The sequence below is a fragment of the Natrialba sp. SSL1 genome, assembly GCF_001861355.1.
Taxonomy (GTDB): Archaea; Halobacteriota; Halobacteria; order Halobacteriales; family Natrialbaceae; genus Natrialba.
Genome location: NZ_MASN01000060.1, coordinates 114251 through 130050, shown reverse-complemented (window position 1 = coordinate 130050; position 15800 = coordinate 114251). Strand labels below are relative to the sequence as shown.

The 15800-nt window shown below is 63.1% G+C and carries 15 protein-coding genes; 3 read left to right on the top strand and 12 right to left on the bottom strand.

Features of this window, described 5'->3' with window-relative positions; genetic code table 11:
- Positions 1 to 95 precede the first annotated feature (95 nt).
- Complete coding sequence (locus tag BBD46_RS19600; RefSeq protein ID WP_071403352.1) at positions 96 to 869, top strand: SDR family oxidoreductase; 774 nt, start codon at positions 96 to 98, stop codon at positions 867 to 869.
- 48 nt (positions 870 to 917) lie between these two features.
- Here the strand turns inward: BBD46_RS19600 and BBD46_RS19595 are convergent, their stop codons facing one another.
- From BBD46_RS19595 to BBD46_RS19580, 4 genes are all read right to left on the bottom strand, one after another.
- Positions 918 to 1340, bottom strand: a complete 423-nt coding sequence (locus tag BBD46_RS19595) for a universal stress protein (protein WP_071403351.1) — start codon at positions 1338 to 1340, stop codon at positions 918 to 920.
- Between the two features lie 83 nt (positions 1341 to 1423).
- Positions 1424 to 2518 carry an aminopeptidase gene (locus BBD46_RS19590; protein ID WP_071403350.1) on the bottom strand — a complete coding sequence of 365 codons (1095 nt, stop codon included), beginning with the start codon at positions 2516 to 2518 and terminating at the stop codon, positions 1424 to 1426.
- 139 nt (positions 2519 to 2657) lie between these two features.
- The gene (locus tag BBD46_RS19585; protein WP_071403349.1) at positions 2658 to 2912 is read right to left on the bottom strand and encodes a hypothetical protein; all 255 of its coding nucleotides are present in this window, start codon (positions 2910 to 2912) and stop codon (positions 2658 to 2660) included.
- The gene (locus tag BBD46_RS19580; RefSeq protein WP_253184610.1) at positions 2902 to 3990 is read right to left on the bottom strand and encodes a hypothetical protein; all 1089 of its coding nucleotides are present in this window, start codon (positions 3988 to 3990) and stop codon (positions 2902 to 2904) included. Before BBD46_RS19580 ends, BBD46_RS19585 begins: the two co-directional genes overlap by 11 nt.
- A 168-nt stretch (positions 3991 to 4158) precedes the next feature.
- Between BBD46_RS19580 and BBD46_RS19570 the strand changes: the two genes are divergently transcribed.
- Positions 4159 to 5172 (top strand): threonine aldolase family protein, encoded by a 1014-nt coding sequence (locus tag BBD46_RS19570; RefSeq protein WP_071403346.1) that lies wholly within the window; start codon positions 4159 to 4161, stop codon positions 5170 to 5172.
- Positions 5173 to 5278: 106 nt separating this feature from the next.
- On the opposite strand, the gene BBD46_RS23400 is transcribed toward BBD46_RS19570, so the two are convergent.
- The 3 genes from BBD46_RS23400 to speB form a co-directional block, all read right to left on the bottom strand.
- On the bottom strand, positions 5279 to 5407 hold the full coding sequence (locus BBD46_RS23400; protein WP_004267656.1) for a hypothetical protein: 129 nt from the start codon (positions 5405 to 5407) through the stop codon (positions 5279 to 5281).
- A 182-nt stretch (positions 5408 to 5589) separates the two neighbouring features.
- Entirely contained in the window at positions 5590 to 6762 is a 1173-nt protein-coding gene (locus BBD46_RS19565) for a pyridoxal phosphate-dependent aminotransferase (protein ID WP_071403345.1), read from the bottom strand.
- A 4-nt stretch (positions 6763 to 6766) separates the two neighbouring features.
- A complete protein-coding gene (gene speB, locus BBD46_RS19560; protein WP_071403344.1) occupies positions 6767 to 7771 on the bottom strand; it encodes an agmatinase in 1005 nt (334 codons plus the stop codon).
- A 322-nt stretch (positions 7772 to 8093) separates the two neighbouring features.
- On the opposite strand from speB, the gene BBD46_RS19555 reads away from it, so the two are divergent.
- Positions 8094 to 9224 (top strand): DUF128 domain-containing protein, encoded by a 1131-nt coding sequence (locus tag BBD46_RS19555; RefSeq protein ID WP_071403343.1) that lies wholly within the window; start codon positions 8094 to 8096, stop codon positions 9222 to 9224.
- A 213-nt stretch (positions 9225 to 9437) separates the two neighbouring features.
- On the opposite strand, the gene BBD46_RS19550 is transcribed toward BBD46_RS19555, so the two are convergent.
- The 5 genes from BBD46_RS19550 to BBD46_RS19530 all read right to left on the bottom strand — a co-directional run bounded on the left by BBD46_RS19550 (position 9438) and on the right by BBD46_RS19530 (position 15795).
- Positions 9438 to 10388 carry a nitrilase family protein gene (locus BBD46_RS19550; protein WP_071403342.1) on the bottom strand — a complete coding sequence of 317 codons (951 nt, stop codon included), beginning with the start codon at positions 10386 to 10388 and terminating at the stop codon, positions 9438 to 9440.
- Positions 10388 to 12367, bottom strand: coding sequence for an ABC transporter permease subunit (locus BBD46_RS19545; RefSeq protein WP_071403341.1), 1980 nt, complete (start codon positions 12365 to 12367; stop codon positions 10388 to 10390). The genes BBD46_RS19550 and BBD46_RS19545 overlap by 1 nt, the downstream gene beginning before the upstream one ends.
- On the bottom strand, positions 12368 to 13480 hold the full coding sequence (locus BBD46_RS19540; protein ID WP_071403340.1) for an ABC transporter ATP-binding protein: 1113 nt from the start codon (positions 13478 to 13480) through the stop codon (positions 12368 to 12370). It abuts the gene before it with no gap.
- Positions 13481 to 13505: 25 nt separating this feature from the next.
- Entirely contained in the window at positions 13506 to 14609 is a 1104-nt protein-coding gene (locus BBD46_RS19535; RefSeq protein WP_071403339.1) for an ABC transporter substrate-binding protein, read from the bottom strand.
- 187 nt (positions 14610 to 14796) lie between these two features.
- On the bottom strand, positions 14797 to 15795 hold the full coding sequence (locus BBD46_RS19530) for a DUF128 domain-containing protein (RefSeq protein ID WP_071403338.1): 999 nt from the start codon (positions 15793 to 15795) through the stop codon (positions 14797 to 14799).
- Positions 15796 to 15800: the final 5 nt, after the last annotated feature.

The window sequence follows — 15800 nt, the reverse complement described above, 5'->3', positions numbered from 1 at the left end:
GTCTCTGCCCCACAGAACCACTCTCACAGCACGACTGGTCCAGTTTCTGAGGACTGGCTAGCACTTCCTTTCTTGGCGGTGTAGGAATTCGGGCAATGACACAGGTACTCGAGAACGAGGTTGCAGTGATCACCGGCGGCGCGAGCGGAATCGGCCGCGCAATCGCCCGACGGTTTGCCGCGGATGGTGCGGATATCGTCATCGCAGATATCCAGGACGCCCCGCGCGAGGGCGGGAGGTCGACCCACGAACTGATCGATGAGGAGACGGACGCCGAGACGGCCTACGTCGAGTGCGACGTGTCGTCCGTCGACGACCTCGAGAGCGCTGTCGCGGCGGCCGACGAGTTCGGCGGTGTGACGGTGATGGTGAACAACGCCGGCATCTTCCACGGCGAGGAGTTCCTCGAGACCGAAGAGGAGGCGTTCGACCGGATGATGAATATCAACGTCAAGGGCGTCTACTTCGGCGCGCAGGCGGCCGCACGGCGCATGGTCGAAGCCGACGGCGGGAGCATCATCAACCTCTCGTCGGTCGCCGGACTCGAGGGCGCGGGTGAGTTCGTCACCTACTGTGGGACGAAGGGGGCGGTTCGGTTACTCACGTATTCGATGGCGGCGGTACTCGGCCCTGAGGATGTTCGCGTGAACGCAATCCATCCGGGATTGATCGAGACGACCATGACGACCGACGACGTGTCGATCATCGGCTCGGAGGACGAGGACGCCTTCCTCGAGACGATCCCGTCTCGGCGCGCGGGTCAGCCCGACGAAATTGCGGACGCGGCGGTGTATCTCGCGAGCGACCAGTCGTCGTATGTGAACGGGGAGTCGCTGGTCGTCGATGGCGGGATGACTAACACGCAGTAGTTCGCGGTTTGCAGTTCGCGATTCGCGTTCCCTCGCGTTCTCACCGCGTTACCGGACGACCGTCACTGGAACCGGCGCTCGACGAACGATCTTTTCTGCGATGCTGCCGAGGAGCACCCGTGAGACGCCCGAGCGGCCGTGGCTGCCGACGACGATGTGGTCGATGCCGTTCGACTCGTCTTCGGCGAACGCGACCACTTCGTTGTCCGGCCGACCGATCGCCGTCTCCGTTCTGAACTCGACGTCCGGGTTGCTCGCGAGTTCTGAAATCTCCTCACGAAGCGTGTCTGAGACCTCGTCTTGCTTGTCCTTGAGCGCGTCCTGAACGTAACTGACGCTCGCACCGGTGTAGCCCTCGGCGGCTTCGACGACGCGAAGGAGGACGATTTCGTCGTCAGCGTGGGTGGTGAACGCGTATTCGACCGCCTGCTGTGCGGGTTCCGAACCGTCGTATGCGACGAGAACTGTCATACGCTGACGTTCTCCCCGCAGGCGTATAAGCGCGGCTGCCGGTTCTACCCCAGCAAAAACGGCTGGCCGCCGTGTTTGTTCGACTACTCTTCGAAGCCGTCTTCGAATCGGAAGATGCCGTCTCGCTGTACGACCTCGCCGTCGACTTCGATGTACGAATCCTCGCTCATATCGACGATCATGTCGACGTGGGTCGCGCTCTCGTTTTGCTCGTTGCCCTCGCCGATAGTGTTGTCGTAGGCGCGGCCGACCGCCATGTGGACGGTGTCGCCCATCTTCTCGTCGAAGAGCATATTGTACGTGAACCGGTCGATATCGCGGTTCATCCCGATCCCAAGTTCACCGAGTCGGCGCGCGCCGTCGTCGGTGTTGAGGACCTCCGTCAGGATCTCCTCGTTCTTCGCTGCGGAGTGGGAAACGACCTCGCCGCCCTCGAACTCGAGATAGACATCCGTAATCTCGCGACCCTGGTGGTACAGCGGCATGTCGAACAGGACTTCACCCTCGACGCTGTCTGGCTGTGGTGCGGTGAAGACCTCGCCGCCGGGCAGGTTGTGCTCGCCGTGGTCGTTGATCGTCGGGTTGCCCGCGACGGACATGGTCACGTCGGTGGTGTCACCGCTGACGATGCGGACCTCCTCGGCGGGGTCGAGGATTTCGACCATGTTCGCCTGGTGGTCGCGCTGCTCGTCCCAGTCCTTGTTGACGGCGTCCCAGACGAAGTTCTCGTAGCCCTCGGTGCTCATTTCGGCGAGCTGGGCGTTCGCGGGCGCGGGGTACTGGGTCAGACACCAGCGCGTCGAGAGGCGCTCGTTCAGGATCGGCCGGTGGGCCTTCCCGTAGGCGGCGCTGACTTCGGGGTCGACGTCGCTGGTCTGGGTGACGTTGTCGCCGGCGCGGATGGCGATGTAGACATCCGTGTTCTCGATGAGCGCGAGTTCGTGTTCCGGCGTCTCGAACTCGCCGTCGCTGGCGCGAAGGAACGCACGCTGCTCGCGCTTGCCGGTGCGCTGGCTCGTCGTGACCGGGTTCGCCCCCTTCTCCCCAATAATTTCGTGAAGTGCGACGACGAGGTCCTCAGCGACGGGATGGGCGTCGATGACGACGTTGTCGCCTTCCTGCAGATCGACCGAGTGATTCGCGATAATCTCGGCGTGGTTACGGATTCGCGGATCCATACTGGACGAGTATTCGCAGTACTGGGATACAGTTTTCGAATCGAAACTATCAGTTCGAAGGACATCCTCTCCCCGTCAGTCCATCAGTCAGCCGAGCGTCGTCCCCGTTCAAACCCCTCTGTTGCTCACACCTGCCGGCTCACCGCCCCGCCCCACCATCCGCCAGAAAAATCCCCAGATAGATCGACGCGAACGCACAGCCAACTCCCGCGGCGAACGCGATGACGAACGGGGACTCGAGTACGACCTCGCCACCGTCCTCGAGGACCCAGCCGCTGAAGCCGACGGTGAGCAGGGCGATGGCGAGCAGTCGAAGGATGGAGACGAGTTGGCGGCCGCGTTTGGTGGTGGGCTTGTCCTTGCCCTCGTCTCCGGCTTCGGTCTCAGTTGGCACGGTCAGTCACCCAATCCGTGTCACTGCTCCCACTAACGCTTTGCTGAGTGCTGGGTGGAACGCCACCAGCCCCGTTCGCTCCTGCGTTTTGTCCGTCCGATTCATCCAGCTCGTCCAGTTCCTGGCAGAACGAGACGGTCGCAGCCGTCAGCACGAACGAGAGCGGAACCCCCACAATGAGGGCAAGTCCAAAGCCGATCACGGGAACTGTGCTCACGAACAGCGAGAGCGGGATGGAGACGACGAGACCGACTGCAACGTGCCCGAGTGCGAACTGGAAGTAGGCCCCGCCGGCAAGGGCGTGTCGGGCGGACCGACGAAACGCCTCGATAACCGGTTCGTCGGCGACGACGAACAGGAACGGCGTGGCGTAAAAGAGGTACGCCAGCACGAATATGACGGGAATCGCGAGCAGGACGAGCGCAGGACTGACCAGCATCAGTGGAATCGCGAGCAGAAACGCACCGAAGACGAGCAGATGATAGACAAAGAACGGCGGCGTGTACTGTTTCACGAGCGCTGCTATCGCGACTGGTTCGCCGCGAAGCCGTCGATCTAATCCGCCGATATAGCCCGCGGCGATCACTGACGCGATGAGGGCGTACACCACGAGAAGTCCACTGATCAACCCGAGCAGTGAGATCCCGCCGATTTCGGGTGGAACGACGACCGTCTCGAACGGCGTTTCGATCGTTACGTCGGCACCGGCGGGTCCGTGGCCAGTAGCTGTGCCTGTTCCAGCACCGGGATGCACCGCACTCGACGCCCCGGTCGTCTCGGCGTCGGGAGCGTCGATAAACGCCCAGAGGTCGAGCAGCGGGTTCGGTAACGGGAATTTCGCAGAGATAGTAAACCCACTCTGTGGTGCCATCGTCCGGGCGACCTTCCCGAGTTCGACGAGCGAGAGGGCCAGCGGAACGAGCATGAACGCCGACAGGGAGCCGAATCGGTCGATGATCCGCGAGACGTGTTCGTTGAAGGATCGGGGTGTCGGCGTTTCAGATCCGGGAGGCGAGGAAGCGGAAGGAGACGAAGGGGACGAGGGAGGGGAGTCGGACGGGGGCGAATCAGGAGCCATACGACCACAACAGATGGCTGACACTTCAACGTATTGTTTGGTGGGCTCCGAGAGCCAGACACAATACTATGATCACCGATACGGCGTACGGGTGTCCGAGTATGAGACTCTCTGGCTGACCGCCCGCACATGCCAGCGTTCTTTGCCGGCGACCGGCAACTGCGTCGCATGATCGACTTTCGCTCGGATACCGTGACGACACCCGACGATCGAATGCGCGAGGCTGCCCGAGACGCCGAGGTCGGCGACGACGTCTACCGCGAGGACCCGACTGTGGCCGAACTCGAGTCCCGCGTCGCTGCACGGCTCGGCACCGAGGCAGCGATGTACTGTCCAACGGGCACGATGGCGAATCAGATCGCCGGTCGCGTCCACACCGAACGCGGGCAGGAGGTGCTCGCAGACCGCAAGAGCCACGTCGTGAAGTACGAACTCGGGGGCTTTGCAGACCTCGCCGGCCTGCAGGTGCGGATGCTCGACACCGGCCGGGGCGTCCCGACGCCAGAACAGGTCGAGGCCGGCCTCGTCGAGGAGGAACTCCACCGACCCGGCACCGGCCTGCTCTGTCTCGAGAACACCCACAACGCCCGCGGCGGCCTCGCGATCGACCCCGAAAAGATCGCTGCCGCAGCCGAGGCGGCCCACGAGAACGACGTCCCCGTCCATCTCGACGGCGCGCGCGTGTTCAACGCCGCGACGGCGCTCGACGTTCCCGTCGCCGAAATCGTCGATCCGGTCGACACCGTCATGGTCTCGCTCTCGAAGGGCCTCGGCGCGCCGGTCGGCTCGATGCTCGCCGGCTCCGAGGCGTTCATCGAGGAGGCCCGTCGCACCCGCAAGCTCCTCGGCGGTGGCATGCGCCAGGCCGGCATCATCGCCGGCCCAGCACTCTGTGCACTCGAGAACGTCGAGTCACTCGCAACGGATCACGAGAACGCCCGCGCGCTCGCGAACGGGCTGGACGAGATCGACGGCTTCGACGTGCAAGCGCCGGAGACGAACATCGTCCTCGCGGACGTTGCTGGTACCGGGCTCGACACGGAGGCGGTACTCGAGTCCTTAGAAGAGCAGGACGTGCTGGCGACGGCGTTCGGCCCGACGACGGTTCGGTTCTGTACGCACCGCGATGTGTCGGCGGACGATGTCGAAGCGGCACTCGAGCGGATCGAGGCGGCGTTCTGAGGCGGCTCTGTCTGATTTCAGGCCGTCACTGACGACGGACGCGGCGCTCCCTCTGACTTTTGCGTTGTAATTCGTGGTTGCTTTGGGATGGACGCTGTCGCGCTGGCTACCGGCCCATTCCATCGCGGAACTCGAGTACCGTCCGCCGGAGCAGCAGGTAGGTAAAGAAGATGAGCGAAAGCAGGATTACGACGATGGCGATGATGACGGGGTCGTCAGGGATGAAGCCGAGCATACGCGCGGGGTACAGCCCGGGTGTGCAAAGTCGTTTCGACGTTCGCCGGCTTCGAGCGGTCGACGGTCGGCGTCAGTGTAGCGATTCATACGGTTTACTGTAAGTCATTTCCGGCACACCCGCGATCCGTGCGGCGGTTGCACCGGTAAATCGTTACAGCAATCCGTATCAGTCGCCGGTGACTACCACCAGCGGTTCTCGACGAGCCGGTCGACCGCCTCGCGAATCGTCTCCTCGTTGCGCGAGAAGGTGAACCGGACCCAGTCCGAGTCGGCGTCGGGGTCCGTGTAGAAGCTACTGCCCGGGACGGCGGCGACGCCGGCCTCGCGGATGAGCCGGTAACAGAACTCGATGTCGTCCTCGTCGGTCGGATATCGCGTTAGAATGTAGTACGCGCCGTCTGGTTTGACCGGGTCGAGGCCCGCTTCCTGCAGCCCGTCGTAGAGGATGTCGCGTCGCTCTTCGTAGGAATCCGAGAGCTCCTGGTAGTACGAGTCGGGTAGCTCGAGCGCTTCGACGCCGGCCTTCTGGAACGGCGTCGGCGCGCAGATGCTCGTGTAGTCGTGGATCTTCCGGAGTTCCTTCGAGAGGTACTCGGGTGCGAGACAGAAGCCGACGCGCCAGCCGGTGACGCTGAACGTCTTCGACATGCCCGTACAGACGATGGTCCGGTCGGCGAGGTCGCCGACCTCGACCGGACTGATATAGTCGTCGGTGTAGACGATGTGCTCGTAGATCTCGTCGGTGAGCACGATCAGGTCGTGTTCGAAGACGAGTTCCTCGATGCGCTCGAGTTCCTCGCGCGTGAACACCTTCCCCGTCGGATTCATCGGGGTGTTGAGCACGATGATCCGGGCGTTCTCGGCCGCTGCTTCGAGTGCCTCGAAGTCGATACCGAGGCCGTCAGTGATGTCGATAGGAACGGCGCTCGCGCCCGCGAACTGGCTCGCGGGGATGTAGCTCTCGTAGACGGGTTCGAAGTAGATGACCTCGTCGCCGGGGCCGGCAAGCGAGAGCATCGTCGACATGATGGCCTCGCTGGTGCCGCTGGTGATCGTGACCTCGGTTTCGGGGTCGTACTCGACGCCCTTCCACTCGGCGTAGCGCTCGGCGACGGCGTCGCGCAGTTCGGGCAGCCCCCAGGTGATCGTGTACTGGCTGTCGGTCTCGATCGCCTCCTGAGCGGCGGCCTTGATCTCGGGTGGTGTCTCGTCCTCGTCGGGAATCCCCTGTGAGAGGTTGATCGCGCCGCGGTCGATCGCCTCGCGAGTCATCTCGCGGATGACCGACTCGGCGACGCCCGAGGTTCGGGAACTGCCGATTGCACCGTCGTCGAAATCGGGTGTTCGTGTCATTGTATCACTCCGCGAATTTGCGCTCGAGTAGCGTCACGAGCAGGTAGGAGGCGAGTCGCTGGGTGCCCTCGTCGGAGTCGTACCGGGGTGCAACCTCCATCATGTCGACCGCGCCGACGTCGTCGGTCTCGCCGAGCACTTCCATCGTCTTGAGCGCCTGGTGTGGGGTCAGTCCGCCTGGCACAGGAGTGCCGGTTCCCGGCGCGACGCTCGGATCGACGGCATCGATATCGAAGGAGACGTAGACCGCGTCGGTTCCCTCGGCCGCGGCGGCGACCGCGTCGGCGACGACCGACGTGATGCCCTGGTCTTCGACGTCGCGCATCGTGTAGAGATTGAGTCCGGTTTCCTCGGCGAACTCGAAGAATTCGGGAGATTCGTAGCCGCGGATGCCGACCTGGCTGACGTGCTCGTAGTCGGTGTACTCGGAGTCTGCGATCAGCGCCGTACTCGAGCCGTGGAAGTCCGTGCCGAAGACGGGACTCTCGGAGGTGGTGTCGGTGTGGGCGTCGATCTGGACGAAGCCGACGTCGTCGTGTTCGGCACCCTCCGCGAACCCGCGGAGAGCTGGGAACGTACAGTAGTGGTCGCCGCCGAGCATAACGGGGAACGTCTGCGATGAGACCGTCGCCATGTGTGCGGCGATGCTCTCGGCGGTCGTCTCGCTGTCCATCGGGAAGATCGGTGCGTCACCACAGTCAGCGACGCTGAGATCGTCGAAGTTCACCTGCTTCCCGGTCTGCATGTTCGTGAGTCCGCCCTTGTAGTCGGAGAGATACGCCCACCAACCGCTTGCGCGCCGGATGGCCTGGGGGCCGTAGCGCGCACCCGGTCGGTTCGAGACCGCACCGTCGTAGGGGACGCCAAACGTTGCCGCGTCGACGTCGGAGACGTCACCGACATCCCGCATCTCCCCCTTCAGGAACGTCTTCGGACCAGCATACGCGAGTTCCACGTTCGCTCCCTCAACTGACTCTCGGAACGCGGCCGCGGGATGCTGGTCGCTCATCGGGTATCCACCTCGAGTTGCTGACTGCCAGCCAGCGCGGTCGATTGCGAAGCATCCCCTGTCACTGTTCCGACTGCTCGCGACTGCGAGAGATCGAGTGTCATTCTAATACATCCCGGCAACTAGTTGCCACCCTATTCGTTTCGCGACAGCACTAATAAGGTTACGCACCGCGTGCGGACAGCACCCAAACACAACCACTCTTCCCGAACACATACGGGGTGACCCAGGCTCGAACTGACTCCTGTTCGATGCCAGTGTCTCCCCCCAAAACCAACCCGAACCCAAAGCTTGGTGGTCTCCCTCATCCACTATCCTCTGAATGGCTCCGGAGCTCGATAGACGGACGTACGACCTCCTTCGACTCGTCGACCGCCACAGCCCGATCGGCAGCATCCAACTCGTCGAACTCATGCAGCTCCACGGCTACGACATCAAAGACCGGACGATCCGGCTCACACTCTCCGAACTCGACGACCTCGGGCTCACGGAGAAAGTCCCCGGCCAGGGACGGCGCCTGACACAGCGCGGCCGCGACGAACTCGAACAGGGCGACGTCAGCAGCCGCCTCGAACAGATCCGCGCCCGCATCGCCGCCCTCACTAGCCGCGTCAGCTACGACCCGCTCGAGGACACCGGCGCACTCGTTGCCTCGGCCGCCTACCTCGACGAAGACGCCGTCGATGAGGCACTCGATCTCGTCGCCTCACTCGAGTCCCTCCCGCTCGGCCCGATCCCGATCGCACTCGAGGACAGCGCCGAGAGCGAACCCGGCGACGTTCGCCTGCTCGTCCCCTCGAGCATCACCCTCGATGGCGTGCTGCTCGCTCACGGGGTCAACGCGGATCTTGCGACGGCAGGGTTACTCGAGTACGAGCCGGTTGCGGTGTCGCAGCGATTGGATGGGGATGAGGATGGGAACGGGGACGGGGACGGGGATGGCACCGGCGAGACTGAAACCAAGAGCCAGCCCGCAAGCGGAACTGAGAGCCATGACCCGGACGTCGACATCCAGAGCGGCGGCCGAATCGTTCGCTACGTGGACGTTATCAACGGCGAGGGGTCGTCGATCGACGTTATTTCGCTGTTGATCGAGTCGGGGCGTACCGACGTTCGGAGCGTTCTCGAGGGCGAGGGACCCGGACTGCTGGTCGGCGACGGTCGACAGTTCCCGATCAACCGGTACGAGGAGGCCCGCGACCTCGCGGTTGCGAGCCGCGACGCGATCGGTGGCGTGCTGGACTTTCGGCGGCCCCGCGAACAGGACAAGCTTCCGAACGGCAGTTCCGCATGGGCCTTTGGCTCGTTGACCTACGTCGGTGCCGGCGAACTGCTGCTCTCAGCGCTGAGCGAGTACGACATCACAACCGAGTGGGATACGTTGTACGGCACGGCCGAACGGAGCACGTTCGAGCCGATCGAGACAGTGGTTCCAGCACCGCTCGACGATTGAGACGGCGCTATTTTCCGTACCCAGCCAGTTCAGCGCTGCTCGACTCCGTTCACTGTCCTGTCTCTGGCTGTGCGTAATCACACTCACAGACTGGAAAAACGGGAGTCGGCACTCGAGACTCAGTACTCGGTACTCGAGTACGTACATAATCGTCACGGCGACACGGGGTGCCTCTGAGTGGTCGTGGGTGTCGCCGCGCTCGAGTGTTGGGTGTTACCAGTCGTAGTGCTCGGGACGACGCGATGCGAGTGCGTCGTCGTACGGTGTGAGTTCCTTGTTGCGCGCTCGAGTGAGGTCACACGCCGTCGTGAGCGCGTGCTCGCCGTCGACTGGTGCCGGGCCGGCGAGCGGGAGGCCGTTCGGATCGAGGATAACGCTCTGGCCTTCGAACGTGACGCCGCGTTCCGTTCCTGCGCGGTCTGCACAGGCCATGAAAACGCGGTTCGCGTTCGCGTGGGCGAGCGCCTGATGTGCGCCGATCGTCCAGCCGCCGGGTCGGGTCCCGTCTGCGGGACCGGGGACCCAGTTGGTCGGGACGGCGACGAGGTCGACGCCCGCTTTCGCCTGCGTCACCGTCAGTTCGGGAAACCAGAGATCGTTGCAGATCTGGACCCCGAGTCGGCCGAACGGTGTGTCGACGACCGTCACCTCGTCGCCGGCGGTGAACCAGCGATGCTCCTCGTTCCAGAGGTGGAGCTTTCGGTAGACGGCCTCGACGCCGTTCGGTGAGACGACGAGGGCGCTGTTGTAGTATCGGTCGTTTGCGTCGGTTGTGTCTGTGTCCGTGGTTACGTCTGTATCTGCATCGACGTCCCCGTCCACGGCTTCGGGAAAGCCGCCGACGATCCAGGTGTCCGTCTCGGCTGCGACAGCGGCCCACGCGTCGGCCGTCTCGCCGTCGCGCGGTTCGGCCATCGCAGCGAGTTCGGCTTCCGATTCGAAGACGTAGCCTGAGGTTGCGAGTTCGGGGAGGACGATCAGATCGGCGGTCGCGTGCTCACGGACGAGTGCGACCGTGTGCTCGCGGTTGCGCTCGACCTCGCCGAACGCGGGTTTCGTCTGTGCGACGACGATCCGCGCGTCGGTAGCGGCCGCCGGTGCGTCCGCGGCCGAGCCCGGTTTGGTATCCGAGTCTACACCCGAACCCGAACCCGCATCGGTCATTACTCCCAGATCCCTCCGGAGAAGCGGTCAATCGCCGTCATCACGACCACAGTGAGGGCGATGAAGACCACACTGGCGGCCGCGATGGTCGGCGAGTAGCCGTACCGAAGCGAGTTGAAGATCTCGATCGGAATGGTGTTGACGAGGAACAGCGACAGCAGCCACGCGATGATGTACTCGTTCAACGAGAGGATGAACGCGAACAGCGCACCCGAGATCACGTTCGCTCGGATGAGCGGGTACGTGATGGTTCGCAGCGTTCGCAGCGACGATGCGCCGAGGTTCATCGCGGCCTCCTCGTAGGTTCGGTCAATCTCGTCGAGCCCCTGTGAGATCAGGATGAACGGGAACGGTGCGTAGAAGATCCCGTGTGCGACGATGATGCTCGTCCGCGAGCCGGCGATGCCGAGCTCGAGGAAGAACACCAGGAACGCGACCCCGATGATCACCGGCGGCACGAGGATCGGTAGCACACCAAAGGTGCCGTAGATCGAACTCCACTTGTAGTCGAATCGGTCGAGAGCGAAGGCGAGTCCGCCGCCGATCGTCGTACTCAGGAGTGCTGCGGCCCCTGCGATGGCGAAGCTGTTGACCAACGCCACCATCCACGATTCACTCGTGAAGAACTCGACGTACCACTGCATGGAGAACCCACCCGGTGGGAACGTCAGGAACTGTTCAGGAGTGAACGAGACGGCGATGATGATCGCGATCGGAACGGCGATAAACGCCATCGCTGCCGCGACGTACGCACGGAACGTTACCCAGATCACCGATTCGCGCGTTTTGGCGTCGACGCGTGTGACGACCGAGTCGATTGCGCTCCCGATCTGACCGGCGACGGCGGTGAGCCCGATTGCCGACGCGGCGCTACCGAACCCGCCACGAACCTTCGCGAACGGGCTGGATCCCGTCGAGCCGGGTTGCTGGGAGCCGCCGTCGGTCGCGACCTCTTCGTTCCCACCGAGGCTGCCCGCGGTGACGTTCGTCATGCGGATGAGCGCCCAGAGGAACACGATCACGACGAGGATCAGGCCGATACTCATCGCGGCGGCGAACGGGTAGTTACTCTCGCTCATGATCTGCTGTTCGATCAGCACCGGCAGCGTCCGTTCGGCGGAGCTACCGAGCAGTCGTGGCAGCACGTACGAGCCGAGCGCGAGGATGAAGACGAGCGCCATGCCGCTCGTGATCCCGTTCTTCGAGAGTGGGAGCGTCACACGGCGGAACGTCTTCACCGACCCCGCACCGAGGTTCTTCGAGGCCTCGAGCAGTTCGCCGTCGATATTCCGGATGCTGCTGTAGAGCGTGAGGATCATGAACGGCAGGAAGACGTACACCATGCCGACGACCAGTCCCCAGTAGCCCGGATAGAACGACTGCGGCTCGGAGAGAATTCCGGTCGCAACGCCGATCGAACTCAGGACGCCGCCGGAGGCCAGGATGACCTGCCAGGCGTACGCGCGGATGACGTACGTCACCCACAGCGACGAGATGATGGTGATAAGCAGCAGGCTACGCAGCCACGGTCGGTCCATCCGTGCGAGGTAGTACGCGATCGGATAGCCAAGCAGCAGCGAGAAGACGGCTGTCACGAGCGCCAGTTCGATCGTCAGCCACATCTGGCTGAGATAGAGTCCGGGCTCGATGAACGGCCAGGACGACGTGAAGTCGACACTGACGAAGCGGAGGTAGTTCTCGAACGTGAACCCGAATTCGTACTGTCCGCCGGGAATGTTCACCCAGAAGCTGAAGACGAACAGCAGACACAGCGGGACGAAGAAGACGGCGACGAGCCAGAACAGCGGATACGACAGTGCGTACCACTTCGCTCTCGCTTTCAGGCCCGCACGCCCGGCATCGTCCCCGCTTGCGGTGTCACTACCCGTCGCTGTTCCACCGTCGGCTGCGAGTTCGGGAGCAGCCTCGGTGGCGGGGGTGGTGTCAGTGTCGGCGCTGGTGTCGGTATCGGAACCCATCTATGCCTCCACGAGTCGACAGTCGTCGGCCGCGACGGAGACCGCCACTCGGTCTCCGGGGCCTCGTTTGTCCATCCCGCTTCGCCGAACGACGGTGATTTCGCGGCCGCTGTCGGTTTCGAGATGGAATTCGACGCTACTGCCGAGGTGTCGCTTGAAGGTAATCTCTCCCTCGAAGACGGTCATCCCGCCGGCGTTCGTGCCGCCGTCTGCGCTGGCTGCACCGGCGTTGCCGGCGGTCCCGTCGTCGAACCGGAACCGCTCCGGACGGATGACGACCGAAGTGTCGTCGCCGGCCGAGACGCCGTTCTGTACCGCAGCCTGTACGGAGACGTCGTCGCAGTCGACCATCGCGTAGTTGTTCTCGACCGCCGAGACGGTCCCGTCGAAGATGTTTGCCGTTCCGAGGAAGTCCGCGACGAAGCGCGAATCAGGGTCGTTGTACACCTCTTCCGGCGGACCGACCTGTTCGAACTTGCCGTCGTTCATCACTGCCAGACGGTCCGACATCGTCAGCGCCTCTTCCTGATTGTGCGTGACGAAGACGGTCGTGATCCCGATTTCCTGTTGAATGCGGCGTAGTTCGACCTGCATCTGCTCGCGCAGTTGCTTGTCGAGGCTCGCAAGCGGCTCGTCGAGCAACAGCGCCTTCGGTCGCGGTGCGAGTGCACGTGCGAGCGCGATACGCTGCTGTTGGCCGCCCGAGAGCTGGTCTGGCGTGCGGTCGCCTACCCCGGGTAGTTCGACGAGTTCGAGCATTTCCTCGACGCGGGCGTCGATCTCCTCGGTGGTGTAGTCACCCGAGGCCTCCATCCCGTAGGCGATATTCTCGTGAATGGTCATGTGCGGGAACAGCGCGAAGTCCTGGAAGACCATCCCGGTGTCTCGCTCGTACGGTGGCGCGTCGGTGACCTCGTTCCCGTCGATGTGGACACTCCCGTCCGTCGGCGTCTCGAACCCGGCGATCGTTCGGAGGGTCGTCGTCTTGCCACAGCCAGACGGGCCGACGAGCGTTACGAACTCGCCGCTCTCGATATCGATATCGACACCTTTGACTGCGAGGACGCCACCCGGATACCGTTTCTTTACTCCTGCAAGTGAAATTCCACTCATGAACAATTAGATTAGATCGATTGACTTAGCCGATGATGAACTGTTCCCAGCGCTCACTAACCCAGTCTTCTTCCTCGACGTAGAGTTCGTACTTGGGCGTGATCGCTTCGTCCGGTCCTGGTCCGGCGATTTCCTCATAGAAGTCGTCGTCGATCTCGGAGTACTCGCGCTCGACCGTCGGACTCGTGTACAGTCCCTGTGCCAGTTCGTCCTGCACCGAGGGCTGACTCGCGTAGTCGATAAACTCGCGCGCCTCCTCCTTGAGGTCGGACGTCTCGAGTGTGACCCAAAGCCCGGAGTCGAGGATCGACCCTTCCTGGACGAAGTTCGACTGGACCGGCGCGCCGTCGTCCTGCATGACGCGCGTAATGTCACTGTAGAGCATCCCTGCCGGCACTTCACCGTCTCGGAGACGCTGCTGGAACTCCGCTTCGTTCTCGTACCAGAAGTTGGCCTGATCAGTGACGCCCTCGAGTTCCTCGAACACTTCCTCGACGCCGTCGCGGTCGTCGAGAATGTCCTGGCCGTCGAAGTGCACTTCTGCGGTAACCTCGAGCAGGAACGAGTTCGACGCGTACCCGAGCAGGCCGAGCGTGTCCTCGTACTCCTCATCCCAGAGCGCCTCCCAGGAGTCAACTGGCTCCTCGATGACGTCCGTGTTCTGGACGAGGTTGATGTACCACGACAGCGCGCCGATACTCGAGATACCGCCGTCGGCCTCGCCGACGAGGTCGTCGCTGATGTACTCGAGATTCTCGAACTCGTCGTCGTCCCAGATGTGCCACAGATCCGAGTTCAGTCCCTGAAGGACACCGGTCTGTGCCATAATTGCGACGTCGACTGGCGCGTCGCCGGCACCGACGGCGTTCTCGTACTGCGTGAGCGCTTCCTCGGATGTTGGTTGTGCCTCTGACTCGACGCTGATGTCGGTTTCCTCTTCGAACGGAGCGAAGAGTTCCTCGTCCATGACATCCTGGAACACACCGCCGTAGACCGCAACGGTCAGCGTGTCATCCCCGCCGTCGAGCATTCCTGTACAGCCTGCGAGCCCTCCGAGGGCGGCGACACTCCCCGCTGCCGCCGTCGATCGAAGGAACGTCCGTCTCCCGTGCGTGTTTTCTGCTGGCATACAATTGCCACCTACTCCACGTATGCTTGCTATCTCTACATAAAACTTCCCACAGTGCGTGGTGACGTGTCTCTTAGCGACACTGTTGCCCACTCCTCTCGTGTTATTTTAAATGACTTACCAGATGATGAGACGATCCGATATTTTGTGGTCCAACTCCATTCGAGAGTAGAATGAAGGTGTCAGCCTATTTTAGATCCGTTCGATCGTGAACCCGTGACAGCGTTTCCCACTCCGTCGCGATTCCTTCCTCGACGCAACGGGCGATGAGACACTCGGAGAGACCGACGCACGTCAGCGAGGCGAACGCCCAGCCCGGTTCATCCCACGGGAACGGACCGGGCTCGCGCGGCCGCCGTACGTCGATCACACCGCCGAGTTGGCGGCGAGTGGCGACTGCGAGTTCGTGTGCGCGGTCGTACTTTGCAAGCGGAAACTCGCGATTGTCGGCGACGAGAAGCCCTGGCTCACCCGCAAGCGCCGAGCCGACCGTCGTTCGACGCGCCTCTATCAACAGTGATACCATGTCGACCGTCGCTCGCTCGTCTCCGATCACGTCGGTGAACCGCCTGATCGCACCGCCGTGGGCGGCCGGCTCCGGATCATCGTAGGGGACGCTCTCCGGCTCCGCGTGGTACTCGACGACACCAGTCGTCTCGAGATCGGTGTCGATCCCTTCGTTGAGCAATACGCCGTCGATCGTTACACTCGAGGGCGCGGCGATCTCGAGGAACTCCTCGCCGTCGCGCTCGACCGACTCGACTGCTGTCGCGGCTGGTCCTAGCGGTGAGTTGTCGATCGCCGCGATGATCGCCTCGACGTCCGATCGGTTCGCCGCCGGCACGGTAACGGTACCCACGACAACGTCTCCGTCGTCGGTCTCTGGGTTGTACGTCACACGGCTTGTCAGGTCTGCGAGTCGCTCACGGACCTGTTCGACGCGGCCACTGACGCCGCCGCGGTCGAGCTCTGCACGGCCGGCAACTGTTAGCCGCCTTCCCTTTCCGCCCGCTTTTTCGGTCAAGCCGGCGTCATCGAGGTCTGCGAGTGTGAGCCGGACCGTTCGCTCGGTGATGGAGTATCCCCGCTCGCGGAGATGGTTGGTCAGGTGGACGCTCCCAACGGGTTCGTGGGCCGCGAGCAGGCGGAGAATATCGTACGTTCGTCGATCCGGATCGCTCGTCATCGTTC